The organism is Mesorhizobium sp. B3-2-1 (genome assembly GCF_006439515.1).
Classification (GTDB): Bacteria; Pseudomonadota; Alphaproteobacteria; order Rhizobiales; family Rhizobiaceae; genus Mesorhizobium.
In genome coordinates this window covers 180,157-199,726 of sequence record NZ_VFTI01000003.1, presented here as the reverse complement: position 1 = coordinate 199,726, position 19,570 = coordinate 180,157, and the positions used below count along the sequence as shown (strand labels likewise).

The 19,570-nt window shown below is 64.0% G+C and carries 20 protein-coding genes; 2 read left to right on the top strand and 18 right to left on the bottom strand.

Annotation, left to right across the window (positions count from 1 at the left end):
- Positions 1-39 precede the first annotated feature (39 nt).
- Entirely contained in the window at positions 40-555 is a 516-nt protein-coding gene (locus tag FJW08_RS04585) for an outer membrane protein assembly factor BamE (protein ID WP_140755368.1), read from the top strand.
- 119 nt (positions 556-674) lie between these two features.
- On the opposite strand, the gene FJW08_RS04580 is transcribed toward FJW08_RS04585, so the two are convergent.
- The 6 genes from FJW08_RS04580 to FJW08_RS04550 all read right to left on the bottom strand — a co-directional run bounded on the left by FJW08_RS04580 (position 675) and on the right by FJW08_RS04550 (position 8,096).
- Positions 675-2,816, bottom strand: a complete 2,142-nt coding sequence (locus FJW08_RS04580; RefSeq protein WP_140809168.1) for a sodium-translocating pyrophosphatase — start codon at positions 2,814-2,816, stop codon at positions 675-677.
- A gap of 190 nt (positions 2,817-3,006) precedes the next feature.
- Entirely contained in the window at positions 3,007-3,975 is a 969-nt protein-coding gene (locus FJW08_RS04575; protein WP_140809166.1) for a hypothetical protein, read from the bottom strand.
- A gap of 156 nt (positions 3,976-4,131) precedes the next feature.
- Positions 4,132-4,881, bottom strand: a complete 750-nt coding sequence (locus FJW08_RS04570) for an ABC transporter permease (RefSeq protein ID WP_140809164.1) — start codon at positions 4,879-4,881, stop codon at positions 4,132-4,134.
- Positions 4,878-5,816 (bottom strand): ABC transporter ATP-binding protein, encoded by a 939-nt coding sequence (locus tag FJW08_RS04565; RefSeq protein WP_140809162.1) that lies wholly within the window; start codon positions 5,814-5,816, stop codon positions 4,878-4,880. The genes FJW08_RS04570 and FJW08_RS04565 overlap by 4 nt, the downstream gene beginning before the upstream one ends.
- Positions 5,813-6,976, bottom strand: a complete 1,164-nt coding sequence (locus tag FJW08_RS04560) for an ABC transporter permease (RefSeq protein ID WP_140809160.1) — start codon at positions 6,974-6,976, stop codon at positions 5,813-5,815. The genes FJW08_RS04565 and FJW08_RS04560 overlap by 4 nt, the downstream gene beginning before the upstream one ends.
- A 208-nt stretch (positions 6,977-7,184) precedes the next feature.
- On the bottom strand, positions 7,185-8,096 hold the full coding sequence (locus FJW08_RS04550; RefSeq protein ID WP_140755380.1) for an ABC transporter substrate-binding protein: 912 nt from the start codon (positions 8,094-8,096) through the stop codon (positions 7,185-7,187).
- 218 nt (positions 8,097-8,314) lie between these two features.
- Here FJW08_RS04550 and FJW08_RS04545 point away from each other — a divergent pair, with 218 nt between their 5' ends.
- Positions 8,315-8,887 carry an NADPH-dependent FMN reductase gene (locus tag FJW08_RS04545; protein ID WP_140755382.1) on the top strand — a complete coding sequence of 191 codons (573 nt, stop codon included), beginning with the start codon at positions 8,315-8,317 and terminating at the stop codon, positions 8,885-8,887.
- A gap of 14 nt (positions 8,888-8,901) precedes the next feature.
- On the opposite strand, the gene FJW08_RS04540 is transcribed toward FJW08_RS04545, so the two are convergent.
- The 12 genes from FJW08_RS04540 to FJW08_RS04485 form a co-directional block, all read right to left on the bottom strand.
- On the bottom strand, positions 8,902-10,116 hold the full coding sequence (locus FJW08_RS04540; RefSeq protein WP_140755384.1) for an MFS transporter: 1,215 nt from the start codon (positions 10,114-10,116) through the stop codon (positions 8,902-8,904).
- Positions 10,113-10,613 (bottom strand): transcription antitermination factor NusB, encoded by a 501-nt coding sequence (gene nusB, locus FJW08_RS04535; RefSeq protein WP_015318243.1) that lies wholly within the window; start codon positions 10,611-10,613, stop codon positions 10,113-10,115. The genes FJW08_RS04540 and nusB overlap by 4 nt, the downstream gene beginning before the upstream one ends.
- Positions 10,610-11,104, bottom strand: a complete 495-nt coding sequence (ribH, locus tag FJW08_RS04530; RefSeq protein ID WP_140809158.1) for a 6,7-dimethyl-8-ribityllumazine synthase — start codon at positions 11,102-11,104, stop codon at positions 10,610-10,612. The genes nusB and ribH overlap by 4 nt, the downstream gene beginning before the upstream one ends.
- Positions 11,105-11,183: 79 nt before the next feature.
- Entirely contained in the window at positions 11,184-11,459 is a 276-nt protein-coding gene (locus FJW08_RS04525) for a type II toxin-antitoxin system RelE/ParE family toxin (protein WP_140809156.1), read from the bottom strand.
- Positions 11,459-11,719, bottom strand: a complete 261-nt coding sequence (locus FJW08_RS04520; protein WP_140809154.1) for a ribbon-helix-helix domain-containing protein — start codon at positions 11,717-11,719, stop codon at positions 11,459-11,461. The genes FJW08_RS04525 and FJW08_RS04520 overlap by 1 nt, the downstream gene beginning before the upstream one ends.
- A 70-nt stretch (positions 11,720-11,789) precedes the next feature.
- A complete protein-coding gene (locus FJW08_RS04515; protein WP_140809152.1) occupies positions 11,790-12,407 on the bottom strand; it encodes a riboflavin synthase in 618 nt (205 codons plus the stop codon).
- Positions 12,408-12,413: 6 nt separating this feature from the next.
- Positions 12,414-13,550, bottom strand: coding sequence for a bifunctional diaminohydroxyphosphoribosylaminopyrimidine deaminase/5-amino-6-(5-phosphoribosylamino)uracil reductase RibD (gene ribD / locus FJW08_RS04510; protein WP_140809150.1), 1,137 nt, complete (start codon positions 13,548-13,550; stop codon positions 12,414-12,416).
- Between the two features lie 2 nt (positions 13,551-13,552).
- On the bottom strand, positions 13,553-14,032 hold the full coding sequence (nrdR, locus tag FJW08_RS04505) for a transcriptional regulator NrdR (RefSeq protein ID WP_015318247.1): 480 nt from the start codon (positions 14,030-14,032) through the stop codon (positions 13,553-13,555).
- A gap of 198 nt (positions 14,033-14,230) precedes the next feature.
- Positions 14,231-14,812, bottom strand: coding sequence for a hypothetical protein (locus FJW08_RS04500; protein ID WP_246682204.1), 582 nt, complete (start codon positions 14,810-14,812; stop codon positions 14,231-14,233).
- 114 nt (positions 14,813-14,926) lie between these two features.
- Complete coding sequence (glyA, locus tag FJW08_RS04495) at positions 14,927-16,240, bottom strand: serine hydroxymethyltransferase (RefSeq protein ID WP_140809146.1); 1,314 nt, start codon at positions 16,238-16,240, stop codon at positions 14,927-14,929.
- Positions 16,241-16,416: 176 nt separating this feature from the next.
- Positions 16,417-18,057 carry a Na+/H+ antiporter gene (locus tag FJW08_RS04490; RefSeq protein ID WP_140809144.1) on the bottom strand — a complete coding sequence of 547 codons (1,641 nt, stop codon included), beginning with the start codon at positions 18,055-18,057 and terminating at the stop codon, positions 16,417-16,419.
- A 134-nt stretch (positions 18,058-18,191) separates the two neighbouring features.
- Entirely contained in the window at positions 18,192-19,445 is a 1,254-nt protein-coding gene (locus FJW08_RS04485; RefSeq protein ID WP_140755403.1) for a L,D-transpeptidase family protein, read from the bottom strand.
- Positions 19,446-19,570: the final 125 nt, after the last annotated feature.

Below are 19,570 nucleotides of genomic sequence, written 5' to 3'. Positions count from 1 at the left end.
GCCCAGCGCAAGTTGCGGCGATGGAATGGAGAATTGTTGTTGCGCGCGCTGAATTTCAAGTCGACTTTCATTTCGAGGCCTGCCGGTGCGATCTCTTTGCTGGCTATCGTGGCGGCGCTGTCTGCCTGCCACACCAATAAGATGATCGGCGACCTCAATCCGAGCGAGACGTTCACGCAAGGCTATGTCCTCGATCAGCAGGCGATCGATTCGGTGCCGGTCGGTTCCAGCCGAGAGCAGGTGCTTCTGGCGCTCGGCACGCCGTCGACCACGGCGACTTTCGACAACGAGGCGTTTTACTATATCTCGCAGACGCGCAAGCGCTACGTCGCCTTCGACAAGCCGAGGCTGGTCGACCAGAAGGTGCTGGCGGTCTATTTCGGCCCGGACAGCCGCGTCACCCAGATCGCCAATTACGGATTGAAGGACGGCAAGATTTTCGACTTCATTTCGCGCACCACACCGACCGGCGGCAAGGACCAGAACTTCCTCAGCCAGATCATCAACGGTGCCAGCAAGCTGGCGCCCGGCATTCCCGGCGGCGGCACCCCGTAATCGCCAGGATTCCTGCTTCCCTAGATCCTGCTTCCCCGACTTGGGGAACAGAAATGTCTCAGGCGACCGAAAACCCGCGAGGATCGCTCCTCGCGGGTTTTTGATTTTAAGTGCTGGTCTCAGCCGTGCGCGAGCACGGCCAGCAGCAGCAAGGCCACGATGTTGGTGATCTTGATCGCCGGGTTGACTGCCGGGCCGGCGGTGTCCTTGTAGGGATCGCCGACCGTATCGCCGGTCACCGAAGCCTTGTGCGCCTCGGAACCCTTCAGGTGCTTGGCGCCGTCCTTGTCGGTGAAACCGTCCTCGAACGACTTCTTGGCGTTGTCCCAGGCGCCACCGCCCGAGGTCATCGAAATCGCGACGAACAGGCCATTGACGATGACGCCGAGGAGCGAGGCGCCAAGCGCGGCAAAGGCGGACGCCTTCGACCCCGAGATCAGCAGCACGCCGAAATAGACGACGAGCGGCGCCAGCACCGGCAGCAGCGACGGGATGATCATCTCCCGGATTGCCGCCCTGGTCAGGAGGTCGACGGCACGCGCATAGTTCGGCTTCGAGGTGCCGGCCATGATGCCCGGATCCTCGCGGAACTGCTTACGCACTTCCTCGACGATGGCGCCCGCCGCGCGGCCGACGGCCGTCATGGCGATGCCGCCGAACAGGTAGGGTATGAGGCCGCCGAAGATCAGGCCGGCGACGACGTAAGGGTTGGAGAGATCGAACGAGATTTCGCCCATGCCCTGGAAGTAGGGATATTTGTCGCCATTGGCGGCAAAGAACTTCAGGTCGTTCGAATAGGCCGCGAACAGCACCAGCGCGCCGAGGCCGGCCGAACCGATGGCGTAACCCTTGGTCACCGCCTTGGTGGTGTTGCCGACCGCGTCGAGCGCGTCGGTGGAGTGACGCACTTCCTTGGGCAGGCCCGCCATCTCGGCTATGCCCCCGGCATTGTCGGTGACCGGGCCGAAGGCGTCGAGCGCCACGATCATGCCGGCTAGGCCGAGCATGGTGGTGACGGCGATCGCCGTGCCGAACAAGCCGCCGAGCTGGTAGGTGGCGATGATGCCGCCGACGATGACGATTGCCGGAAGCGCCGTCGATTCCAGCGAGACGGCGAGGCCTTGGATGACGTTGGTGCCGTGGCCGGTCACCGATGCCTGGGCGATCGAGTTGACGGGGCGCTTGTTGGTGCCGGTATAGTATTCGGTGATGACGACGATGAGACCGGTCACCACAAGGCCGATAAGGCCGCAGATGAACAGGTTCTTGCCGGTGATGGTGATGCCGGCGACGGTGCCGACCTCGCCCCAGCCGAGCGTGGCCGAAGTGGCGACACCGAGGCCAACGACCGACAGCAAGCCGGTCACGATCAGGCCCTTGTAGAGCGCGCCCATGATCGAGCCGTTGGAGCCGAGCTTGACGAAGAAGGTGCCGACGATCGAGGTCAAGATGCAAGCGCCGCAGATGGCGAGCGGATACAGCATCGCCGCACCGAGGACACCGGTGCCGCCGAAGAAGATGGCGGCGAGTACCATGGTGGCGACGACCGTCACCGCATAGGTTTCGAACAGGTCGGCGGCCATGCCGGCGCAGTCGCCGACATTGTCGCCGACATTGTCGGCGATGGTGGCCGGGTTGCGTGGATCATCCTCCGGAATACCGGCTTCGACCTTGCCGACCAGATCGCCGCCGACATCGGCCCCCTTGGTGAAAATGCCGCCGCCGAGGCGGGCGAAGATCGAGATCAGCGAAGCACCGAAGCCGAGCGAGACCAGCGAGTCGATGACGATGCGGTCGTTAGGCTGGAGACCGAGGAAATGAGTGAGGATGAGGTAGTAGATCGAAACGCCAAGCAGGGCCAGGCCGGCAACCAGCATGCCAGTGATGGCGCCCGACTTGAAGGCGATGTCGAGGCCGGCGGCGAGGCTGTTGGAAGCCGCTTGTGCGGTGCGCACATTGGCTCGCACCGAAACATGCATGCCGATGAAGCCGGCGGCGCCCGACAGAACGGCACCGATCAGGAAGCCGACGGCGGCGGTGATCGACAGCAGCCACCAGGCGAGCAGGAGCACGACCACGCCGACGATGGCGATGGTGCTGTACTGGCGCGCCAGATAGGCCTGCGCGCCTTCGCGAATGGCGGCGGAGATTTCCTGCATGCGTGCGTTGCCCTGGTCGGCCGCAAGGACCGAACGTGTCGCCCATATGGCGTAAAGGACAGAAAGCAAGCCGCAGGCGATGACGGCGGAAATTATGGTCATTGCCGGGTTTTCCTCGATTGTTGGCCCAAAAGAACCCCTCCCTGGGCCGTTGAGACAAAGACGGAATCCCGTGCATGGAATCCCCCTCTTCGCATCGGTGTATGCGAAACAGGGCTGCGAACGTCAAGATATTGTTCGGTTTTTGCCCGGCTTTCGCCGCATTGCTTCGTGCAAACCGATTAAATTCGGATCACAACCCGTGCCCGACATAGAACGGCTTGCCGCCGCCCTGAAAGCGCTGGCGCTCGGTACCCAGCCACAACGCCACCTCATCGTCCGTCGGCGCGGTCAAATCAGGCGGAGTGCCCCTGAACACCACCGTCTTGTCAAACTTCGACGCCTTGAACAGCTTGGGAGTGGAGTGTTCGCCGTGCATGCCGATGTAGCGGGCGTGACAGGCGAAGGTGGTAACCCGCACCGCGCCACGTTCGGCGCACGCTATCCAGCGGGCGGCATCTTGACTGGTGATCTCATTCTTCCAGCCGCGTCCGGAATAGAAAGCCTTGATCGCTTCGTGATCGCGCCTGGAATAGTCGCAATCGCCGACCAGTTCGAGATATTGCTTGCGAAAAGGCCGCTCGGCCAGCCAGGCGGATCGGGTGAGCGCGGCGCCCCAGTTCTCGTGCATCGGGATGAGGTCGTGTGCTCGGCGCCGCTGGCTGCGCCGGCCGGCCCAGAGATCGCCATAGGCCGCGACATAGGCGATGCGCTGGTCTTGCTCGGCGAGATCGAGGAGTTGCCCGACAACGCCGAGATAGTTGGGCGAAAGCAGCAGATCATCCTCGAGAAACAGCGCCTTCTCCGCCCGCGAATCCTCGAACAGGTAACGCTCGGCGCGCTCATAATTCAGCGCGATGCCGAGGTTTTCCGGCGCCTCGACTACCTCCCCCCACGGGATGATCCGGCGAAAGGCGGCAACGCACTGAGCAATCAGTTCGGCATTGCCCTTCTGGCGGCCGCTCCAGCGGTTCCAGCCGCCATCCTGAAACAGCACCACCCTGTCCCGCTCTGCGATCTGCGGGCGAAGGCTGTAGAGCACCTGGCGCAGATAGCCCGGCCTGTCGAACGACAAGATCGCAATCGGGAAGCCGACTGGCCGCGCCGGCCTTGCCTCACCGGAGCGCCAAAGCCTGCGACCGAGGCCTGATAGCCAATCCATCTTCCTGCCTCACCTGGTGCCGTTGAGCCTGCGCCTTGCACTCACCTTGGTTGAACAAGCGTTGCGATTTTCAAGACAATGGCAAGAGCCTTGAGAAGTCGGCGCCCCCCTGGCGGCAATTCTCGACCACTTTGCCCTGCCAACGCGCGTTGACAGCTATTCCGCCTCACGCCCCATCCGGCGCGCCGCGTAGCGCTCGACCGCGGATAGTCCGTCATAGATCAGCACGGCAAGTGCCGCGACGATCAAACCGCCCTGCAAAATGAAGGCCAGATTGTTCGACAGCAGCCCAGCGATGATCACCTCGCCGAGCGTCCTGGCGGCCACCGTGGAGCCGATGGTGGCGGTGGCCAGGCTGATCACCACCGACAGCCTGATGCCGCCAAGGATGATCGGCGCGCTAAGCGGCAGTTCGACCTTGGTGAGCCTTTGCCAGCCGGTCATGCCGGCGCCGCGCGCCGCCTCGACGACATTGGCCGGCAGCGTCGTCAGTCCGGTGAGCGCGTTCTCGAAGATCGGCAGCAGGCCGTAGAGAAACAGTGCGATCAGCGTCGGCTTCTCGCCGAAGCCGACCGCCGGCACGGCGAGCGCCAGCACCGCCACCGGCGGAAACGTCTGGCCGATATTGACCAGGCTGCGCGACAGCGGCAGGAATTCAGCGCCGGCCGGCCGGGTGACGAGGATGGCGAGCGCCACCGCGACGATGGTGGCCGCGACGGTCGCGACCAACACGGTGCGCAGATGCAGCAGCGTCAGCGTCAGCAGGCTGCCTTGGTTGTAGATCGCGGGAGCGTTGTTTTCGGTCAGCGGCTTCAGCAACGGCTCGAACCAACCCGGGCTGGTGATGAAGGCAACAAGCAACACCACCAGCGCAAGCCTGAGCAACAGAGGCAGCCAGGCTTTCATGCCGGCCTCGCCGCCCGCCTGACCAGGCCATCCACGGTGACACGACCGATCGGCTTGCCGTCGGCGCCCTTCACCGGCAGCGCCGGCCTGCCGGACCAGAGAAGTTCCGCAAGCGCGTCACGCTGGCTGGCGTCGCCGGGGATCGCTTCGCCTTCGGCTCCGCCCTGCTCCACGGCGTCACGCACCCGACCGAGCGACAACAGCCTGAATGGCCTTTCGCTGGCGCCGACCAACGTCTCGACAAAGGCGTTGGCCGGCTTCGCCAGGACCTCCGCCGGCCTTGCATATTGGACGAGCTTGCCGGCATCCATCACCGCGATCCTGTCGCCCATGTGCACGGCCTCCTCCATGTCATGGGTGACGAGGATGATGGTGGTGCCGAAGCGCTTCTGGATCGCCAGCAAATCCTCCTGCGCCTTGGTGCGGATGATCGGGTCGAGCGCGCCGAACGGCTCATCCATCAAAAGCACGTTGGGTTCGGCGGCAAGCGCGCGGGCCACGCCGACGCGCTGCTGCTGGCCGCCGGAGAGTTCGTGCGGGTAGCGCGGCCCGAATTCCAGGGGATCGAGCTGGTAGAGCGTCATCAGTTCATCGACGCGGGCCTTGATGCGACCCTTGTCCCAGCCAAGCAGCACCGGCACGGTGGCGATGTTCTGCGCCACGGTGCGATGCGGAAACAGGCCGTGGCCCTGGATGGCGTAGCCGATGCTGCGGCGCAGTTCGTAACCGGGCACCGATCGATTGTCGGCGCCGTCGAGCTTGACGGTGCCTGATGTCGGTTCGACCAGCCGGTTGATCATGCGCAGCAGCGTCGTCTTGCCGGAGCCCGAGGTGCCGACAATGACGGCGATGGTCCGCGGCTCGATGATCATCGAAACGTTGTCGACGACTGTCGTCGCGTCATAGCGCTTGGTGATACCTTCGATCTCGATCATGCCGTTTCAACCCTGCGCTTGGTGGCGGTCATTTCGATCACCGCGTCGAGGATGATGGCGGCGGCGAAAGCCAGCGCCACGGTCGGCACGGCGCCGAGCAGCACCAGGTCCATCGCCGTCTGGCCGACGCCCTGGAACACGAACACGCCAAAACCACCACCGCCGATCAGCGCGGCGATGGTCGCAAGGCCGATGTTCTGCACCAGGACGATGCGGATGCCGGTGAGGATCACCGGAAAGGCCAGCGGAAACTCGACACCGAACAGGCGCTCGCGGTCGGTCATGCCCATTCCCCGCGCCGCATCGTTGGCGGCACGCGGCACGCCGGCAAGGCCGACCACGGTGTTGGCCACCACCGGCAGCAGCGAATAGAGGAACAGAGCGACGAAGGCGGGTGCCGTGCCGATGCCCCTGATGCCGAGCGCGGCGGCTCCCGGCACATGGGTTGCGACCCAGCCGAGCGGCGCGATCAGCAGGCCGAACAGCGCGATCGAAGGAATGGTCTGGATGATGTTCAAGACGTTGAGGACGCCGGCCCGCAGGCTCTCGACGCGGTGGCACAGGATGCCGAGCGGCAAGCCGACGATCACGGCGGCAAGCAGCGAGCCGAGCGCCAGGGTCACGTGTTTGGAGCCTTCGGCCCAAAAACTGTCGGCGCGGTTGAAATACTCCTTGAGGATCGAGAGGCTGTCCCAGCGTCCCGAAATCAGCAGCAAGCCGATGGCCAGCGCCGCAACGACAAGCACGCCGACGCGCGCCCAAGGCGACAGGTTGAGCCGGGTCAATACGTCGGCGAGCAAAAGCGTGAAGGCGAAGATGAGAATCCAGAAGCCGGAGGCTGGCGAGACCCGGGCAAAGCTATTGCCGGCCGGAGTGAGGAACGTGCCGGCGACACCGATGAGCAGCGCAAGCGCGACAAGCGCGATCGCGCTGGCTGCAAGGCGCAAGATGAGCGGCGTCTTGAACAGCGCGACGAGCACTGCAACGACAATGATGGCAAGCAGGAACGGTCCTATCATTGCCGGCAGCGCTTCGAGGATCGAACGCGCCTGGCCGGGGACGATGCGGTTGGCCCGCAACGTGGCGAACGGCGCCGCGAAAGCCGCATAGGCAGCAATCACGGCGATGACTACGCCGAGCTTGTCGAAACGCAGGGTCATAAGGCGCGTTTGCGCGAGGCGCCCCCCTCTGTCCTGCCAGACATCTCCCCCTCAAGGGGGGAGATCGGATGTCGTGACGGCCTTCGCCAATCTTCGGCGCTGTAAAAAGAAGCGAGGCGCACAAACTGCCAATCTCCCCCCTTGAGGGGGAGATGGCCGGCAGGCCAGAGGGGGGCGCCTCGCACCGGTGTCACTTATCGACGCGTAGCTATTTCAAAAACCCGTTCTTCTTCAAAAAGTCCTCGGCGACGCCCTTGGCCGGCTCGCCGCCGACCTGCACGCGCCCATTGAGCTCCTGCAGCGTGACGAGGTCGAGCTTGGCGAAGACCGGCTTCAGCAGCGTCTCGATCTCCGGGTGCTCCTTCAGCACGGATTCGCGGATGATCGGCGCCGGCTGGTAGACCGGCTGCACGCCCTTGTCGTCGGTCAACACGACGAGGCCCGATGGCGCGATGCCGCCATCGGTGCCGTAGACCATGGCGGCGTTGGCGCCGCTGGTCTGGTTGGCGGCCGCGGCGATGGTCGCTGCCGTATCGCCACCCGAAAGGGTGATCAGCTGGTCCGGCTTCAGCGTGAAGCCATAAGTGGTCTGGAAGGCCGGCAGGGCTGCGGCCGAATTGACGAACTCGGCCGAGGCCGCCAGCACAATCTTGCCGCCGCCGGCGACATATTTGCCGAAATCGGACAGCGTGGCGAGCTTGTTGGTTTCGGCGACTTCCTTGCGCAGGGCGATCGCCCAGGTGTTGTTGGCCGGCGCCGGCGACAGCCAGACGATCTTGTTGGCGTCGTAGTCGAGCTTCTTGGCCGTCTCATAGGCCTTGGCCGCATCCTTCCAAACGGGGTCATCGGCCTTCTCGAAGAAGAAGGCCGCATTACCGGTGTATTCGGGATAGATGTCGATCTCGCCGGCGATGATCGCCTTGCGCACTACCGGCGTGCCGCCGAGTTGGATGCGGTCCGTGGTCTTGATGTTGTTGGCGTTGAGGACGAGCTGGATGATGTTGCCGAGCACGCCACCCTCGGTGTCGATCTTCGAGGAAACGACGACCTGAGCACTCGCGGAAACGGCTGACAGGCTCAGCGCGACAGCGGCGCCGACCAGATGCTTGATCGAAAACATTGTGAAATCCCTTGCTGTGAACCGGAATGCGGTGGGCGCATATGAGCATGGCTTCAACGGCCAGTCGGGGCATACGGTTTCATAAGAAAGGGGATCAGCGCAATATTTTTGTTCCAGACGCGCCGATTTCGGCGCGGCGGCAACAGCGGGCTGGCGATCGGCCGCCTTCCGGCGGATAATGCCCCGAGGGTGCGGGCGGCAAACACGGAGAGCGTGTCATGGCCATACACAAGGTCGGTTATCTCATCGGCAGCCTTGCCCGGGAATCCATCAATCGCAAGCTCGCGAAGGCGCTCGTTCAACTTGCCCCTCCAGAACTCGAAATGACGGAAATCGGCTTCAAGGATCTGCCGCTCTACAGCTACGACTATGACGCCAATTTCCCACCAGCCGCCCAAGCTTTCAAAAAGGCGATCGCCTCCGTTCAGGCCGTGCTGTTCGTCACCCCGGAATATAACCGCTCGATCCCCGGCGGACTGAAGAACGCAATCGACTGGGCCAGTCGCCCCTACGGCAAGAATTCATTCGCGCGCAAACCGTCCGCCGTCATCGGAACATCGCCGGGGGCCATCGCGACCGCCGTCGCCCAACAAAGCCTGCGCAGCGTTCTGGGTTTCTGCAACTCGCCGCAGATGAATGCGCCCGAAGCCTATATCCAGTTTACACCGGGGCTGATCACGGATGAGGGCGAGGTGACAGTTGAATCCACCGAGGACTTCCTGCGCAACTATATGGCCGAGTTCCATATGTTCATAGCGCGGGTGCTTCAGGTCCTGCCGCCGGACGCATAATTTTCAAATCGGCGTCAAGCCGGTCGCAAGCTCGTTATCTTCAGCGCGCCGAGTGCCACGAAGCAGAGGGCGGCGACCGGAAAGATCATCCAGTTCAGCATCGTCCAGCCCCAGGCGTTGTAGACCATGCCCGACATCAGCGACGCGCAGGCGACGGAGCCGAACAGGACGAAGTCGTGGAAGCCCTGCACCTTGCCCTTTTCGGAAGGGTGGTAGCTGGCCGCCACCATGGCGGTGGCGCCGATGAAGGCGAAATTCCAGCCGAGGCCGAGCAGGATAAGCGCTGCCCAGAATTGCCACAGCGCCAGGCCCGACAGTGCAACGACGGCACAGCCGGTCAGCAACAGCAGGCCGATGGCGACAATGCGCTCGGCGCCGAAGCGATGGATCAGCGAGCCGGTGAAGAAGCTTGGCCCGAACATCGCCATGACATGCCAGGAGATGCCCAGCGTCGCATCGTCCTCGGACAGGCCGCAGCCGACCATGGCGAGCGGCGCGCCGGTCATGACGAAACTCATCAGCGCGTAGCTGCCGACGGCGCAGAAGAGCGCCGCGACGAAACGCGGCTTTGTGACGATTTCGGAAAGGGGTCTGGCATCGCCGTCGGCAACGTCCACCACCTTGCTCGCGGCCTTCGCCGGCAAGCGCAGGAACGACAGGATGATGGCGCCGGCCGCCGCCAGCGGCAGGATCGAGGCGAAAGAACCGGCAAACATGACAGGCGCGAACAATTCGCGGGTGAAGATGACGATCTGAGGCCCGAGAATGGCGGTGATGATGCCGCCGGCGAGCACGAAGGAAATGGCGCGCGCCTTGAACGCCGGCGGTGCGTTGTCGGCAGCGGCAAAACGGAACTGCTGGACGAAGGCGCCGCCGACGCCGATGACGAGCAATGCGAACGCGAACAGCCAGAAGCTGCCGTGGAACAATGCCAGGGTGGCGACCAGCCCGCCGAGCGCGGTGACGACGGTTCCGGTCATGAAGCCGCCCCGCTGGCCGAGCCATCGGATGATGGCCGCAGCCGGCAAGGCGCCGAGCGCCACGCCGAGATTGAAGCCAGTGATGGGCGCCGTCGCCAGGGATTTGTCGGCGCCGAGCAGATACTGCCCAGCCAGCGCGCCCATGGAGATGGCTATGGGAGCCGCCGAGCCGATGATCGCCTGCGAGGCGGCGAGGATCAGCGCGGTCCGCCGCGCCTCCTTGCCCGCCTCGACGGCGATGGCGGTCACGAAGCGTCCTTGCCGCGGCCCTCGCCACGCACACGGCGTGACACACGGTCGAGCACGGCGTTGACCAGCTTCGGCTCGTCTTCCTCGTAGAAGGCCTTGGCGATATCGACATATTCGGTGACGATGACCGCGACAGGCACGTCCTCGCGCTTCATCAGCTCATAGACGCCCGCGCGCAGAATGGCACGCAGCGTGGAATCGAGGCGCGACAGCGGCCAGTCGTCGGTCAGCGCCTGGCGGATGATCGGATCAATGGTCTTCTGGTTCTCGACGACGCCCGTCAGGATGGCGCGAAACCACTGCGCGTCCGCCTCGCGATAGAGCGCACCGTCGACTTCCTTGCCGAGACGGAACGCCTCGTACTCGGCGGTGATCTCGAACACGCCGCTGCCGGCCACATCCATCTGGTAGAGCGCCTGCACGGCGGCCAGACGGGCAGCACCGCGCTTGTTGGCATGGCGCACCGCGGGCTGTCCTGGCGAAGCGGGTTCGCTCACGATCGCGCTCCCAACTGTTCCTTCAGCGCGATCATGGTCAGCGCCGCACGCGCGGCAAAGCCGCCCTTGTCGCCTTCCGAGCGCTTGGCTCGTGTCCACGCCTGCGCATCGTTCTCGGTGGTCAGGATGCCGTTGCCGATGCAGACCGAGTCCTGCACGGACAGGTCCATGAGCGCACGGCTGGATTCATTGGCGACGATGTCGAAATGATAGGTATCGCCACGGATAATGGTGCCGAGCGCGACAAAACCGTCATAGCCCGTTCCGCCTTCGGCCATGCCGTCGAGCGCGAAGGTTATCACCGCGGGAATTTCGAGCGAACCGGGAACCGTGACGACGTCGTAAGTCGCGCCCGCTTCATCGAGCGCGCTTGTCGCGCCATCGAGCAGCGCGTCGGCAAGGTCGTCGTGAAAGCGCGCCTCGATGATAAGCAAGTGCGCCTTCGTCTTGGGACGGATGAACGCCTTGCCGTGTTGGGATGTGCCAGCCATAGATGTCTCCGGGGTCGCCGGTGACTTAGGCCGAAGCCGGATTGATCGCAAGCGGAAGATTGCCCGTGGGCTAGTCGTCCTATCGATCCTCTCGCGTGTGCCACGGGCGCAGCAACAGAATCGTGGCGTTCGCTATCTCATAGCGAATCTCGTAGTTGCCGACCAAAATGCGGCGGACTTCGCGCAGCTCGAACTCTTCCAGCTTCTCCCCGATACGCGGATACTCGATTAGCCGTGCTGGGGCGGCAACCAGCGACTGCACCGCACGGGCTGCCGCCTGATTGTTCACTGGTGCAAGAAAGTCATGAAGCCTGACCAGATCGGACAAAGCCTTGCTGGTCCACTTCAGCTCCATCAACGTGGTGCCGGCAGTGGCTTTTCAGTACCAAGACTCTCGGCCCATGCCTGAACGGCCTGGTGGTCTATAACCCGACCAGCGTCGACATCGGCCAGCGCTTCAAGCGTGAGCCGTCGACGTTCCTCCTCCAAATCGACCCAAGCGGAAAGGGCTTGTTTGACGATCCACCCGCGCGGACGCTCAAGTCGAGCAGCCAGTTGGTCCACTTTCTCCGCAAGCGGTAGCGGAACATGAGCGGTGATAACTTTTGTGTCCATTCAAGCCTCGCAATCAAGTTTAATCATAGCGATTAAAGTTGATTAAGTCGAGGTGAGATTGGGGCTGTGCCTACAGCCCCTCTTTCGCCGCCTCCGCCAGCCGCGCCGCGTAGCGGGCCATGGTGTCGATCTCAAGATTGACGCGGTCGCCGGCCTTGCGCTCGCCCCAGGTGGTGACGGTCAGCGAATGATGGATCAACAGCACGTCGAAGCGGGTGCCCTCGACCCTGTTGACGGTGAGCGAGGTGCCGTCGAGCGCGACGGAGCCTTTCGGCGCAATGAATTTCGCCAGGTGGCGCGGTGCCTCCAGCGTAAAGCGCACCGCATCGCCCTCATCCCTGCGCTCGACGATCTCGGCGGTGCCGTCGACATGGCCCGAAACGATGTGGCCGCCGAGTTCGTCGCCGATCTTCAGCGCCCGCTCCAGATTGATCCTGGTGCCCGATTTCCAGCCCGCCGCCGTCGTCAGCCTGAGCGCCTCCTCCCAGGCCTCGACCTCGAACCAGCGCGCATTCGAGCCGCTGTCGGGCAATGCCGTGACCGTCAGGCAGACGCCACCGCAGGAAATCGAGGCGCCGATGGCGATGGTCTCGGGATGATAGGCGGTGTCGATGCGCAGTCCCACCCCTTCCCGCAGCGGCTTGATGGCGGCCACGGTGCCGATATCGGTGACAATCCCGGTAAACATCGATCGCTATCCCTGAAAATCCCTGATCCATTCGGCGTAACCGTCTTCGCCGAACCGCATTTCGCGCAGCTTGCGAAAACCTGCCGGGATATGGTCGGCGTCGACAGGCGATGCAATGCCGTCTTCGCCGATCGCTTCCGGTCCCTGGAACAGCACGATGCGGTCGACCAGTCCGTCGGCCAGGAAAGCGCTCGCCACCTTGGCACCGCCCTCGACCAGCACGCTTGCCATGCCGAGCGCCGCCAGATCCTCAAGCAGTTCCGGCAATGCGACGCCGCCCTCGTGCGTCTCCGTGCCGATGAAGCGTACGCCGGCGCGCTCGAGTGCCGCCCGGCGCTGCGGATCGGCCTCCAGGCAAGCCGCGACGTAAAGCGGTACGCGATCGACGCCCGACACAAGCTTCGAGCCCTCGGGCAGCCTGATCTGGCGGTCGAGCACGATGCGTGCCGGTGAACGGTTCTCCAGCCCGGGCAAACGCACCGTCAGCGCCGGATCATCTTCCAGCGCCGTGCCGATGCCGACCAGGATGGCGTCCGCCTCGGCGCGCATCAGGTAGACTTCGCGACGCGCCATGTCGCCTGTTATCGCGACCTGGCCGGCGCCTTCCATGCCGATCTTGCCGTCGCTGGAAAGCGCAAGCTTCAGGATAACTTCCGGGCGTTTTCTCAGAGAGCGAATCAAATAGCCCGCCATCTGTTCGGCAGCTTCGGTGGCCATGACCTTTTCCACCACTTCGACACCGGCGTCGCGCAGGATGGCATAGCCCTTGCCGGAGACCCGCGAATCCGGATCGCTGGCCGCGCCCACGACGCGCGCGATGCCGGCGTTGACCAGCGCGTTGGCGCAAGGCGGCGTGCGGCCGTGATGGGCGCAAGGCTCGAGCGTGACATAGGCGGTGGCGCCCCGCGCGAGTTCGCCGGCCTCGGCCAGCGCCTCGGTCTCGGCGTGCGGCCGACCGCCAATCGCGGTGACGCCGGTGCCGACGATCATCGGGCCTGAACCGTCGTCACGCACGATGATCGTGCCGACGGACGGATTGGTCGAGGTGCGACCGGCGTTCTTGCGCGACAGCCGCAAGGCCGCAGCCATGAAACGGCGGTCAAGGGCCGCTTGTTCGGCCTCGCTGCGTTGCGGTCCTGCCATCCTCAGCCGGCGTCCTCTTCGCTCTTTTCCTCGTCCCCCTTCAGCTCGCCGAGCAACTCATGGAAATCCTTGGCCTCACGGAAATTGCGATAGACCGAGGCGAAGCGCACATAGGCGACATCGTCGAGCGACTTCAATGCATCCATGACCAGCCGGCCGACCTCGCCGGAAGCCACTTCCGTTTCGCCGGAGCTTTCGAGCTGGCGCACGATGCCGGTCACCGCGCGGTCGATGCGTTCGGGGTCGACATTGCGCTTGCGCACCGCGATCTCGACCGAGCGCAACAGCTTGTCGCGGTCGAAAGGTACTTTTCGCCCTGATTTCTTGACCACGACGAGGTCGCGCAACTGCACGCGCTCGAACGTGGTGAAACGGCCGCCGCAATCGGGGCAGACACGCCGCCGGCGGATCGCCGCGCCGTCCTCGGCGGGGCGCGAATCCTTCACCTGCGTATCTTCGGACTGGCAATAGGGACAGCGCATGGAGAGCCTTGGGTTCGCGAATCTGGTGAGGTGAAAGGATTAGAGCCTTTCCGGTGCGGATTGAAGCAGTTCCGTTTCTTCGACGGCCTGCCGCGCCTCAGAGATAGCGAGGCGCGAGGAAGATTGCCAGCGCGGCAAGCAGCCAGACGGCAATGCCCCTTTCCAGAGAATGTCCATAGCCCCCTGCCCGCCAAGCCGTTAAGGCGCAACGTCCTTGGTTGGGAAGCCGCAAGATGTGCCGAGATTGCGATAGGCCTTCGTGAAACCGTCCATCGGAATGCTGGCGACGGCCTGCTTGCCGAAGGTGACGTCGAGCGATGTGACTTTTCGCATGGCCCGCAGCAGCGCGAGACTTGTCTTGGCCTGGTTGTCGATCGTCCAGCTGGGACGGCCATTGACGGCATCGTTGGAGTAGACCGTCGCGGAAACCTTGACGCCGGGATCGCCGAAAATGGCCGCGATCTTCTTGTCGGTCGGCAGGGTCCGGTTGTCGATGGTGATCATGACGGCCGGATAAGCATCGGGCGGCAGCGCATCGCCCGTCGAGATCGACAATGTCAGCGTGCCCGAATTGCCACCCGCGTCGAAGAACGCCCTGGAGGCGGCGCAGGTCTTGTGCGCGTCCTGGCCGGTGTCGAGCGTATCGACCATGGTGGTCCAGCGGCCGAAAGTGCTGGTGGCTGGCATGTCCGGGGCGGGCTGCGTCTGCGCCAAGACAGGCCCGCAAGCAGCCAGCCAGCCGAAGGCGCCGAGTGAGGCAAGACAAAAAATGCGCATCATCAATTCTCCAGTTCCATGCGTCACCCGATCATGGGTGACGCACCGCCGGTGGATAAAAGATGACGCTTCGCGCCCGGTCAACCGAGATAGGATGGTCAACCGGGATAAGGATGGTCAACCGAGATAGGGATAGAGCGGGAACCGATCGGTCAATGCAACGACCTTGGCCTTGACCGCAGCCTCGACCGCGGCATTGCCTTCGTCGGAATTGGCGACCTTGAGCCCATCCAGCACCTCGGCGATCAGCTTGCCGATCTCACGGAATTCGGCCTGGCCGAAGCCGCGCGTGGTGCCGGCCGGCGTGCCCAGCCGTACGCCCGAAGTGACGAAGGGCTTTTCCGGATCGAAGGGGATGCCGTTCTTGTTGCAGGTGATGTTGGCGCGACTAAGGGCCGCCTCGGCGCGCTTGCCGGTGGCGTTCTTGGGCCTGAGGTCGACCAGCATCAGGTGGTTGTCGGTGCCGCCGGAAACGATGTCCAGTCCAGTTTCCTTTAGGCTGGAGGCCAGCGCCTTGGCATTGGCGGCGACGCTTTCGGCATAGACCTTGAAGCTCGGCTTCAACGCTTCGCCGAAGGCCACCGCCTTGGCGGCGATGACATGCATCAGCGGGCCGCCCTGCAGGCCGGGGAACACCGCCGAGTTCATTTTCTTGGCGATATCCTCGTCATTGCACAGGATCATGCCGCCGCGCGGGCCGCGCAGCGATTTGTGCGTGGTGGTCGTCACTACATGGGCGTGCGGCAGGGGCGAGGGATGCACGCCGCCAGCGACGAGGCCCGCGATGTGCGCCATATCGACCATCAGATAGGCGCCGACCGCGTCCGCGATCTCGCGAAAGCGCTTCCAGTCCCAGATGCGCGAATAGGCTGTGCCGCCGGCCAGGATCAGCTTCGGCTTGGTCTCGTGCGCGGTCTTTTCGATGGCGTCCATGTCGAGCAGATGGTCTTCCTTGCGCACGCCATAGGAGACGACCTTGAACCACTTGCCGCTCATGTTGACCGGCGAGCCGTGTGTGAGATGCCCGCCGGAATTGAGGTCGAGGCCCATGAAGGTGTCGCCGGGCTGCAGCAGCGCCAGGAACACCGCCTGGTTCATCTGGCTGCCGGAATTCGGCTGGACGTTGGCGAAGTTGCAGCCGAACAGCTTTTTCGCGCGCTCGATGGCCAGTTCCTCGGCCACGTCGACGAATTGACAGCCGCCATAGTACCGTTTGCCCGGATAGCCCTCTGCATATTTGTTGGTCATGATCGACCCCTGCGCTTCGAGCACGGCGCGAGAGACGATGTTCTCCGAAGCGATCAGCTCGATCTCGTGGCGCTGGCGACCGAGTTCGTTGCGGATGGCGCCGAAGATCTCCGGATCGGCATCTTCCAAAGTGGTTTCGAAGAAGGATTCGAATTTGTTGGACGCCGCCGCTGCTGTTGCCATGGCCTGAGTTCCCCGGGGTTGGAAGGGTAAATTCTTGGATGCCGTCGTCCCAAACCACTGGACGGTTCTGGGCGACATGCATTGCGTTCGCCGGCCATTAACACAGTTGTTTTGGGCTCGCCACGTTTGCGGCGCGAAATTTGCTGGCCGGTTTGCGGCAAAGGACCGGCAGACCGCTATTTCCTGTCCCGCCGCTGCTTCAGCAAGGCCTCGGTCAAGGTGATTTCGGAAAACAGGGCGCGCATCGTGTGATCATTGATCTCTTGGCTGCGGAACATATCGCGTAGCGCGGCGCGCTCGGCTTCGATGGCCGCCGCCCTGAGTTCCAGTTCCAGCCTGCCGGCTTCGCGAGCCTCGGCGCGGGCCTCGTCGGCTTCGTCGGAAGCCGCGATGCGCCTGCGGTAACCTGCCACGATGCTGTCGGCGACGGCCAGCCGCGCCTCGACCGCCTCGCCCTCGCCTGCCTCGTTGGCGATGCTCTCGATCCTGGCGATCGCCGCATTGGCGGCGCCGACGCGCGCCCGGCGCTCCTCCGCCGCGGCCGGATCCTCGCCCGGCTCGACCAGTCCCCGCGCGATCCTGGGCAAGGCAAAGCTGGCAATCACGAGCGAGCAGATGATGACGCCGGCGGCAAGGAAGATCACGACATCGCGTGCCGGAAATGGCGAGCCATCCTGCAAAGCCAGCGGCAATGACAGGATGCCCGCCAATGTGATGGCGCCGCGCACGCCGGCTACGGAGCCGGCGAGCCGGACGCGAAACCCGAACGGCTCGGCCTTGCGCTTGCCGAGACGCGCCGCGATCGCCTGGGCGATGTCGCCGACCCAGATCCACAGGAAGCGCAGCCCGATCAGGCAGAGCGTCAGGATCAGCACCGTCGCCACCGGCTCGATCAGCCAATGCCGGCTGGACAATTCCGGCGGGACCTTGCGGATGATGTCGGGAAGCTGCAGGCCGAGCAGAATGAAGAGAGCGCCATTGAAGACGAAAGTGAGCGTCCCCCACAGAGACAGGGTCTGCATGCGCGCCGACACGCCGAGGAAACGGAACATGCCGGTGACCCCGGTCAGGAGGCCGGCGGTCACCGCCGCCAGGACACCCGAGGCTCCGACATGCTCGGCGCCGAGATAGGCGACGAAAGGCAGCAGGATCATGACGAGAACCTGCGCCTCGGCCGGCACGCCGCCGATGCGGTTGAGCAGTTGCAGCGCCCTGGCGGCGATGAACAGGGCCGCGACACCGGCCAGGATGCCGGCGGCGACGGCGTAGAGAAAGCTGAGCGAGGCTCCCGCGAAGGAGAAGCTGCCGGTCAATGCCGCCGCCACCGCAAAGCGGAACATGACCAGGCCCGAAGCGTCGTTGAGTAGCGACTCGCCCTCCAATATGTGCATCAGCCGGGACGGGACCACATTCCTGTCGACGATCGAGGACACCGCCACGGCGTCGGTCGGCGACAGCACGGCGGCCAGCGCGAAAGCGACGACGAGCGGAATGCTCGGCACCAGCCAGTGCAAGGCATAGCCGAAGCCGACGATGGTGAAGAAGACGAGCCCGATGGCGAGATCGAGTATGGGTCCGCGCAAGGCGACGAGTTCGCGTTTGGGCGCCGCGAAGGCGTCACCGAACAGAAGCGGCGGGATGAACACCAGCAGGAAAAGTTCGGGATCGATCTCGACATGCAGGCCCTTGGCGGGCCAGGCCAGGGCCGCGCCGATGGCGATCTGCAGCACCGGCAGCGGCACCCGAACCAGCCGGACGAGCGCGCCGGACAGAGCCACGAAGACGAGCACGACGAGAATGAAAATGGCGACGTCCATGGCACGAATCCGGCTGTTTGCCGACCATCGCCAATCGCCGGAGCTTCGTCCAGCCGGCCGAATGACTGGATCTGGCGGCGTCCGCAACGAAAAAGCCGCCCTGAGGGCGGCTTTTTTGCAAAAATATCAGCCTGTTACAGCGAAGACGTGATCTGCAGCTCGCTGGCGCCGTCGAGCGCGTAGACGTCGTCGCGGAACTGGACGACGCCGGGTCCTGTCGACCAAGCCGAGAGATAGAGGAAATGCACCGGCACCGGGTTGGTGACCTGGATCGGCGTGTTCTGGCCGGTCTTGATAGCCGCCTCGAAATGCTGGCGATCCCAGCCGGGCGTGTCGCGCAGGATCCAGGTGACGAGGTCGCGCACGTTCTGGACGCGCACGCAGCCCGACGAATCGAAGCGCATCATCTTGCCGAACAGGCTCTGCTGCGGCGTGTCGTGCATGTAGACGCCGTCGGGGCTCGGGAAATTGATCTTGACCGACGCCATGGCGTTTTCCGAACCGGGATCCTGACGAAAGCGGTACTTGGCGGCATCGTCGGTCGACCAGTCCACATTCATCGGATCGACTTCGCTGCCATCGGGCGCGAACAGGCGGATATGGCTGTTCTTGAGATAGTCGGGATCCTTCCGCATCAGCGGAATGATGTCCTTGCGCACGATCGAGACCGGTGCGTTCCAGTACGGGTTGACGATGATCTCGTTGATCTTGGAATTGACGATCGGCGTCTGGCGATCGATCTTGCCGACAATCGCGGTGTGGCGAAGCACGACGCGGTCGTTCTCGACCGCTTCGACCTGCGCCGCCGGAATGTCGACCAGCACATAGCGGCTGCCCAGCGTGCCGGCCTTCTCCTTCAGCCGCTGCAGGTTGGTCTGCAGCTGGCCGAGCCTGATCTGCGCCGACACGTTCATCGCGGCGTAGGTGTACTTGCCCATCGAGCCGTCAGCCGGCAGGCCATGGCGCAACTGGAAGCGCTTGACCGCCGAGTCGACATAGGAATCGAAAGCCGTCGAAATGCCGGCGCTCTGCGACAGGTCGCCCGCAATCATCAGGCGCTTGCGCAGCGGCACTACATCCGGATCGTCGACGCCGAGCTCGAGCTTCTTGGTCGCGGGAACGTCTGTCCAGCCACCCTGCCCGACAATATTCTGATACTGCGCGACCGCCTGCTCGGTGAAGGCGACGGTCTGCGGGCTGAAGATCGGCAGCGTCGAGGCCACCTTGCCGCCTTCGCTGGCGCGCGCGTCGAACTGATCATCCCAGTTGCCGCGCGCCGAGGATTTCAGGATATCCCCGATCACATCCTGCGCATTCGCACGACCGGCCACTACGGCGGCGGCGAGCGCGGAGGCTCCGGAAAGGAAAAGGCGGCGGCTGGTTCTCATGGACGTTCCAGACATTCTTGTAGCGTTCGATCACTTGCTGCGTCGATCATCGCGCGATCTCGCCCGCACTCTAAAATCGGCAATCTTAACAATTAGCCAACCATGGTCCGTATCACATTGGCGAC

Bases quoted from the DNA above. Each gene is read 5' to 3' on its own strand.
- FJW08_RS04580 (WP_140809168.1), bottom strand. From the start codon at position 2,816: ATGACCATAATTTCCGCCGTCATCGCCTGCGGCTTGCTTTCTGTCCTT.
- FJW08_RS04575 (WP_140809166.1), bottom strand. From the start codon at position 3,975: ATGGATTGGCTATCAGGCCTCGGTCGCAGGCTTTGGCGCTCCGGTGAG.
- FJW08_RS04570 (WP_140809164.1), bottom strand. From the start codon at position 4,881: ATGAAAGCCTGGCTGCCTCTGTTGCTCAGGCTTGCGCTGGTGGTGTTG.
- FJW08_RS04565 (WP_140809162.1), bottom strand. From the start codon at position 5,816: ATGATCGAGATCGAAGGTATCACCAAGCGCTATGACGCGACGACAGTC.
- FJW08_RS04560 (WP_140809160.1), bottom strand. From the start codon at position 6,976: ATGACCCTGCGTTTCGACAAGCTCGGCGTAGTCATCGCCGTGATTGCT.
- FJW08_RS04550 (WP_140755380.1), bottom strand. From the start codon at position 8,096: ATGTTTTCGATCAAGCATCTGGTCGGCGCCGCTGTCGCGCTGAGCCTG.
- FJW08_RS04545 (WP_140755382.1), top strand. From the start codon at position 8,315: ATGGCCATACACAAGGTCGGTTATCTCATCGGCAGCCTTGCCCGGGAA.
- ribH (WP_140809158.1), bottom strand. From the start codon at position 11,104: ATGGCTGGCACATCCCAACACGGCAAGGCGTTCATCCGTCCCAAGACG.
- FJW08_RS04525 (WP_140809156.1), bottom strand. From the start codon at position 11,459: ATGGAGCTGAAGTGGACCAGCAAGGCTTTGTCCGATCTGGTCAGGCTT.
- FJW08_RS04520 (WP_140809154.1), bottom strand. From the start codon at position 11,719: ATGGACACAAAAGTTATCACCGCTCATGTTCCGCTACCGCTTGCGGAG.
- FJW08_RS04515 (WP_140809152.1), bottom strand. From the start codon at position 12,407: ATGTTTACCGGGATTGTCACCGATATCGGCACCGTGGCCGCCATCAAG.
- ribD (WP_140809150.1), bottom strand. From the start codon at position 13,550: ATGGCAGGACCGCAACGCAGCGAGGCCGAACAAGCGGCCCTTGACCGC.
- nrdR (WP_015318247.1), bottom strand. From the start codon at position 14,032: ATGCGCTGTCCCTATTGCCAGTCCGAAGATACGCAGGTGAAGGATTCG.
- FJW08_RS04500 (WP_246682204.1), bottom strand. From the start codon at position 14,812: ATGATGCGCATTTTTTGTCTTGCCTCACTCGGCGCCTTCGGCTGGCTG.
- glyA (WP_140809146.1), bottom strand. From the start codon at position 16,240: ATGGCAACAGCAGCGGCGGCGTCCAACAAATTCGAATCCTTCTTCGAA.
- FJW08_RS04490 (WP_140809144.1), bottom strand. From the start codon at position 18,057: ATGGACGTCGCCATTTTCATTCTCGTCGTGCTCGTCTTCGTGGCTCTG.
- FJW08_RS04485 (WP_140755403.1), bottom strand. From the start codon at position 19,445: ATGAGAACCAGCCGCCGCCTTTTCCTTTCCGGAGCCTCCGCGCTCGCC.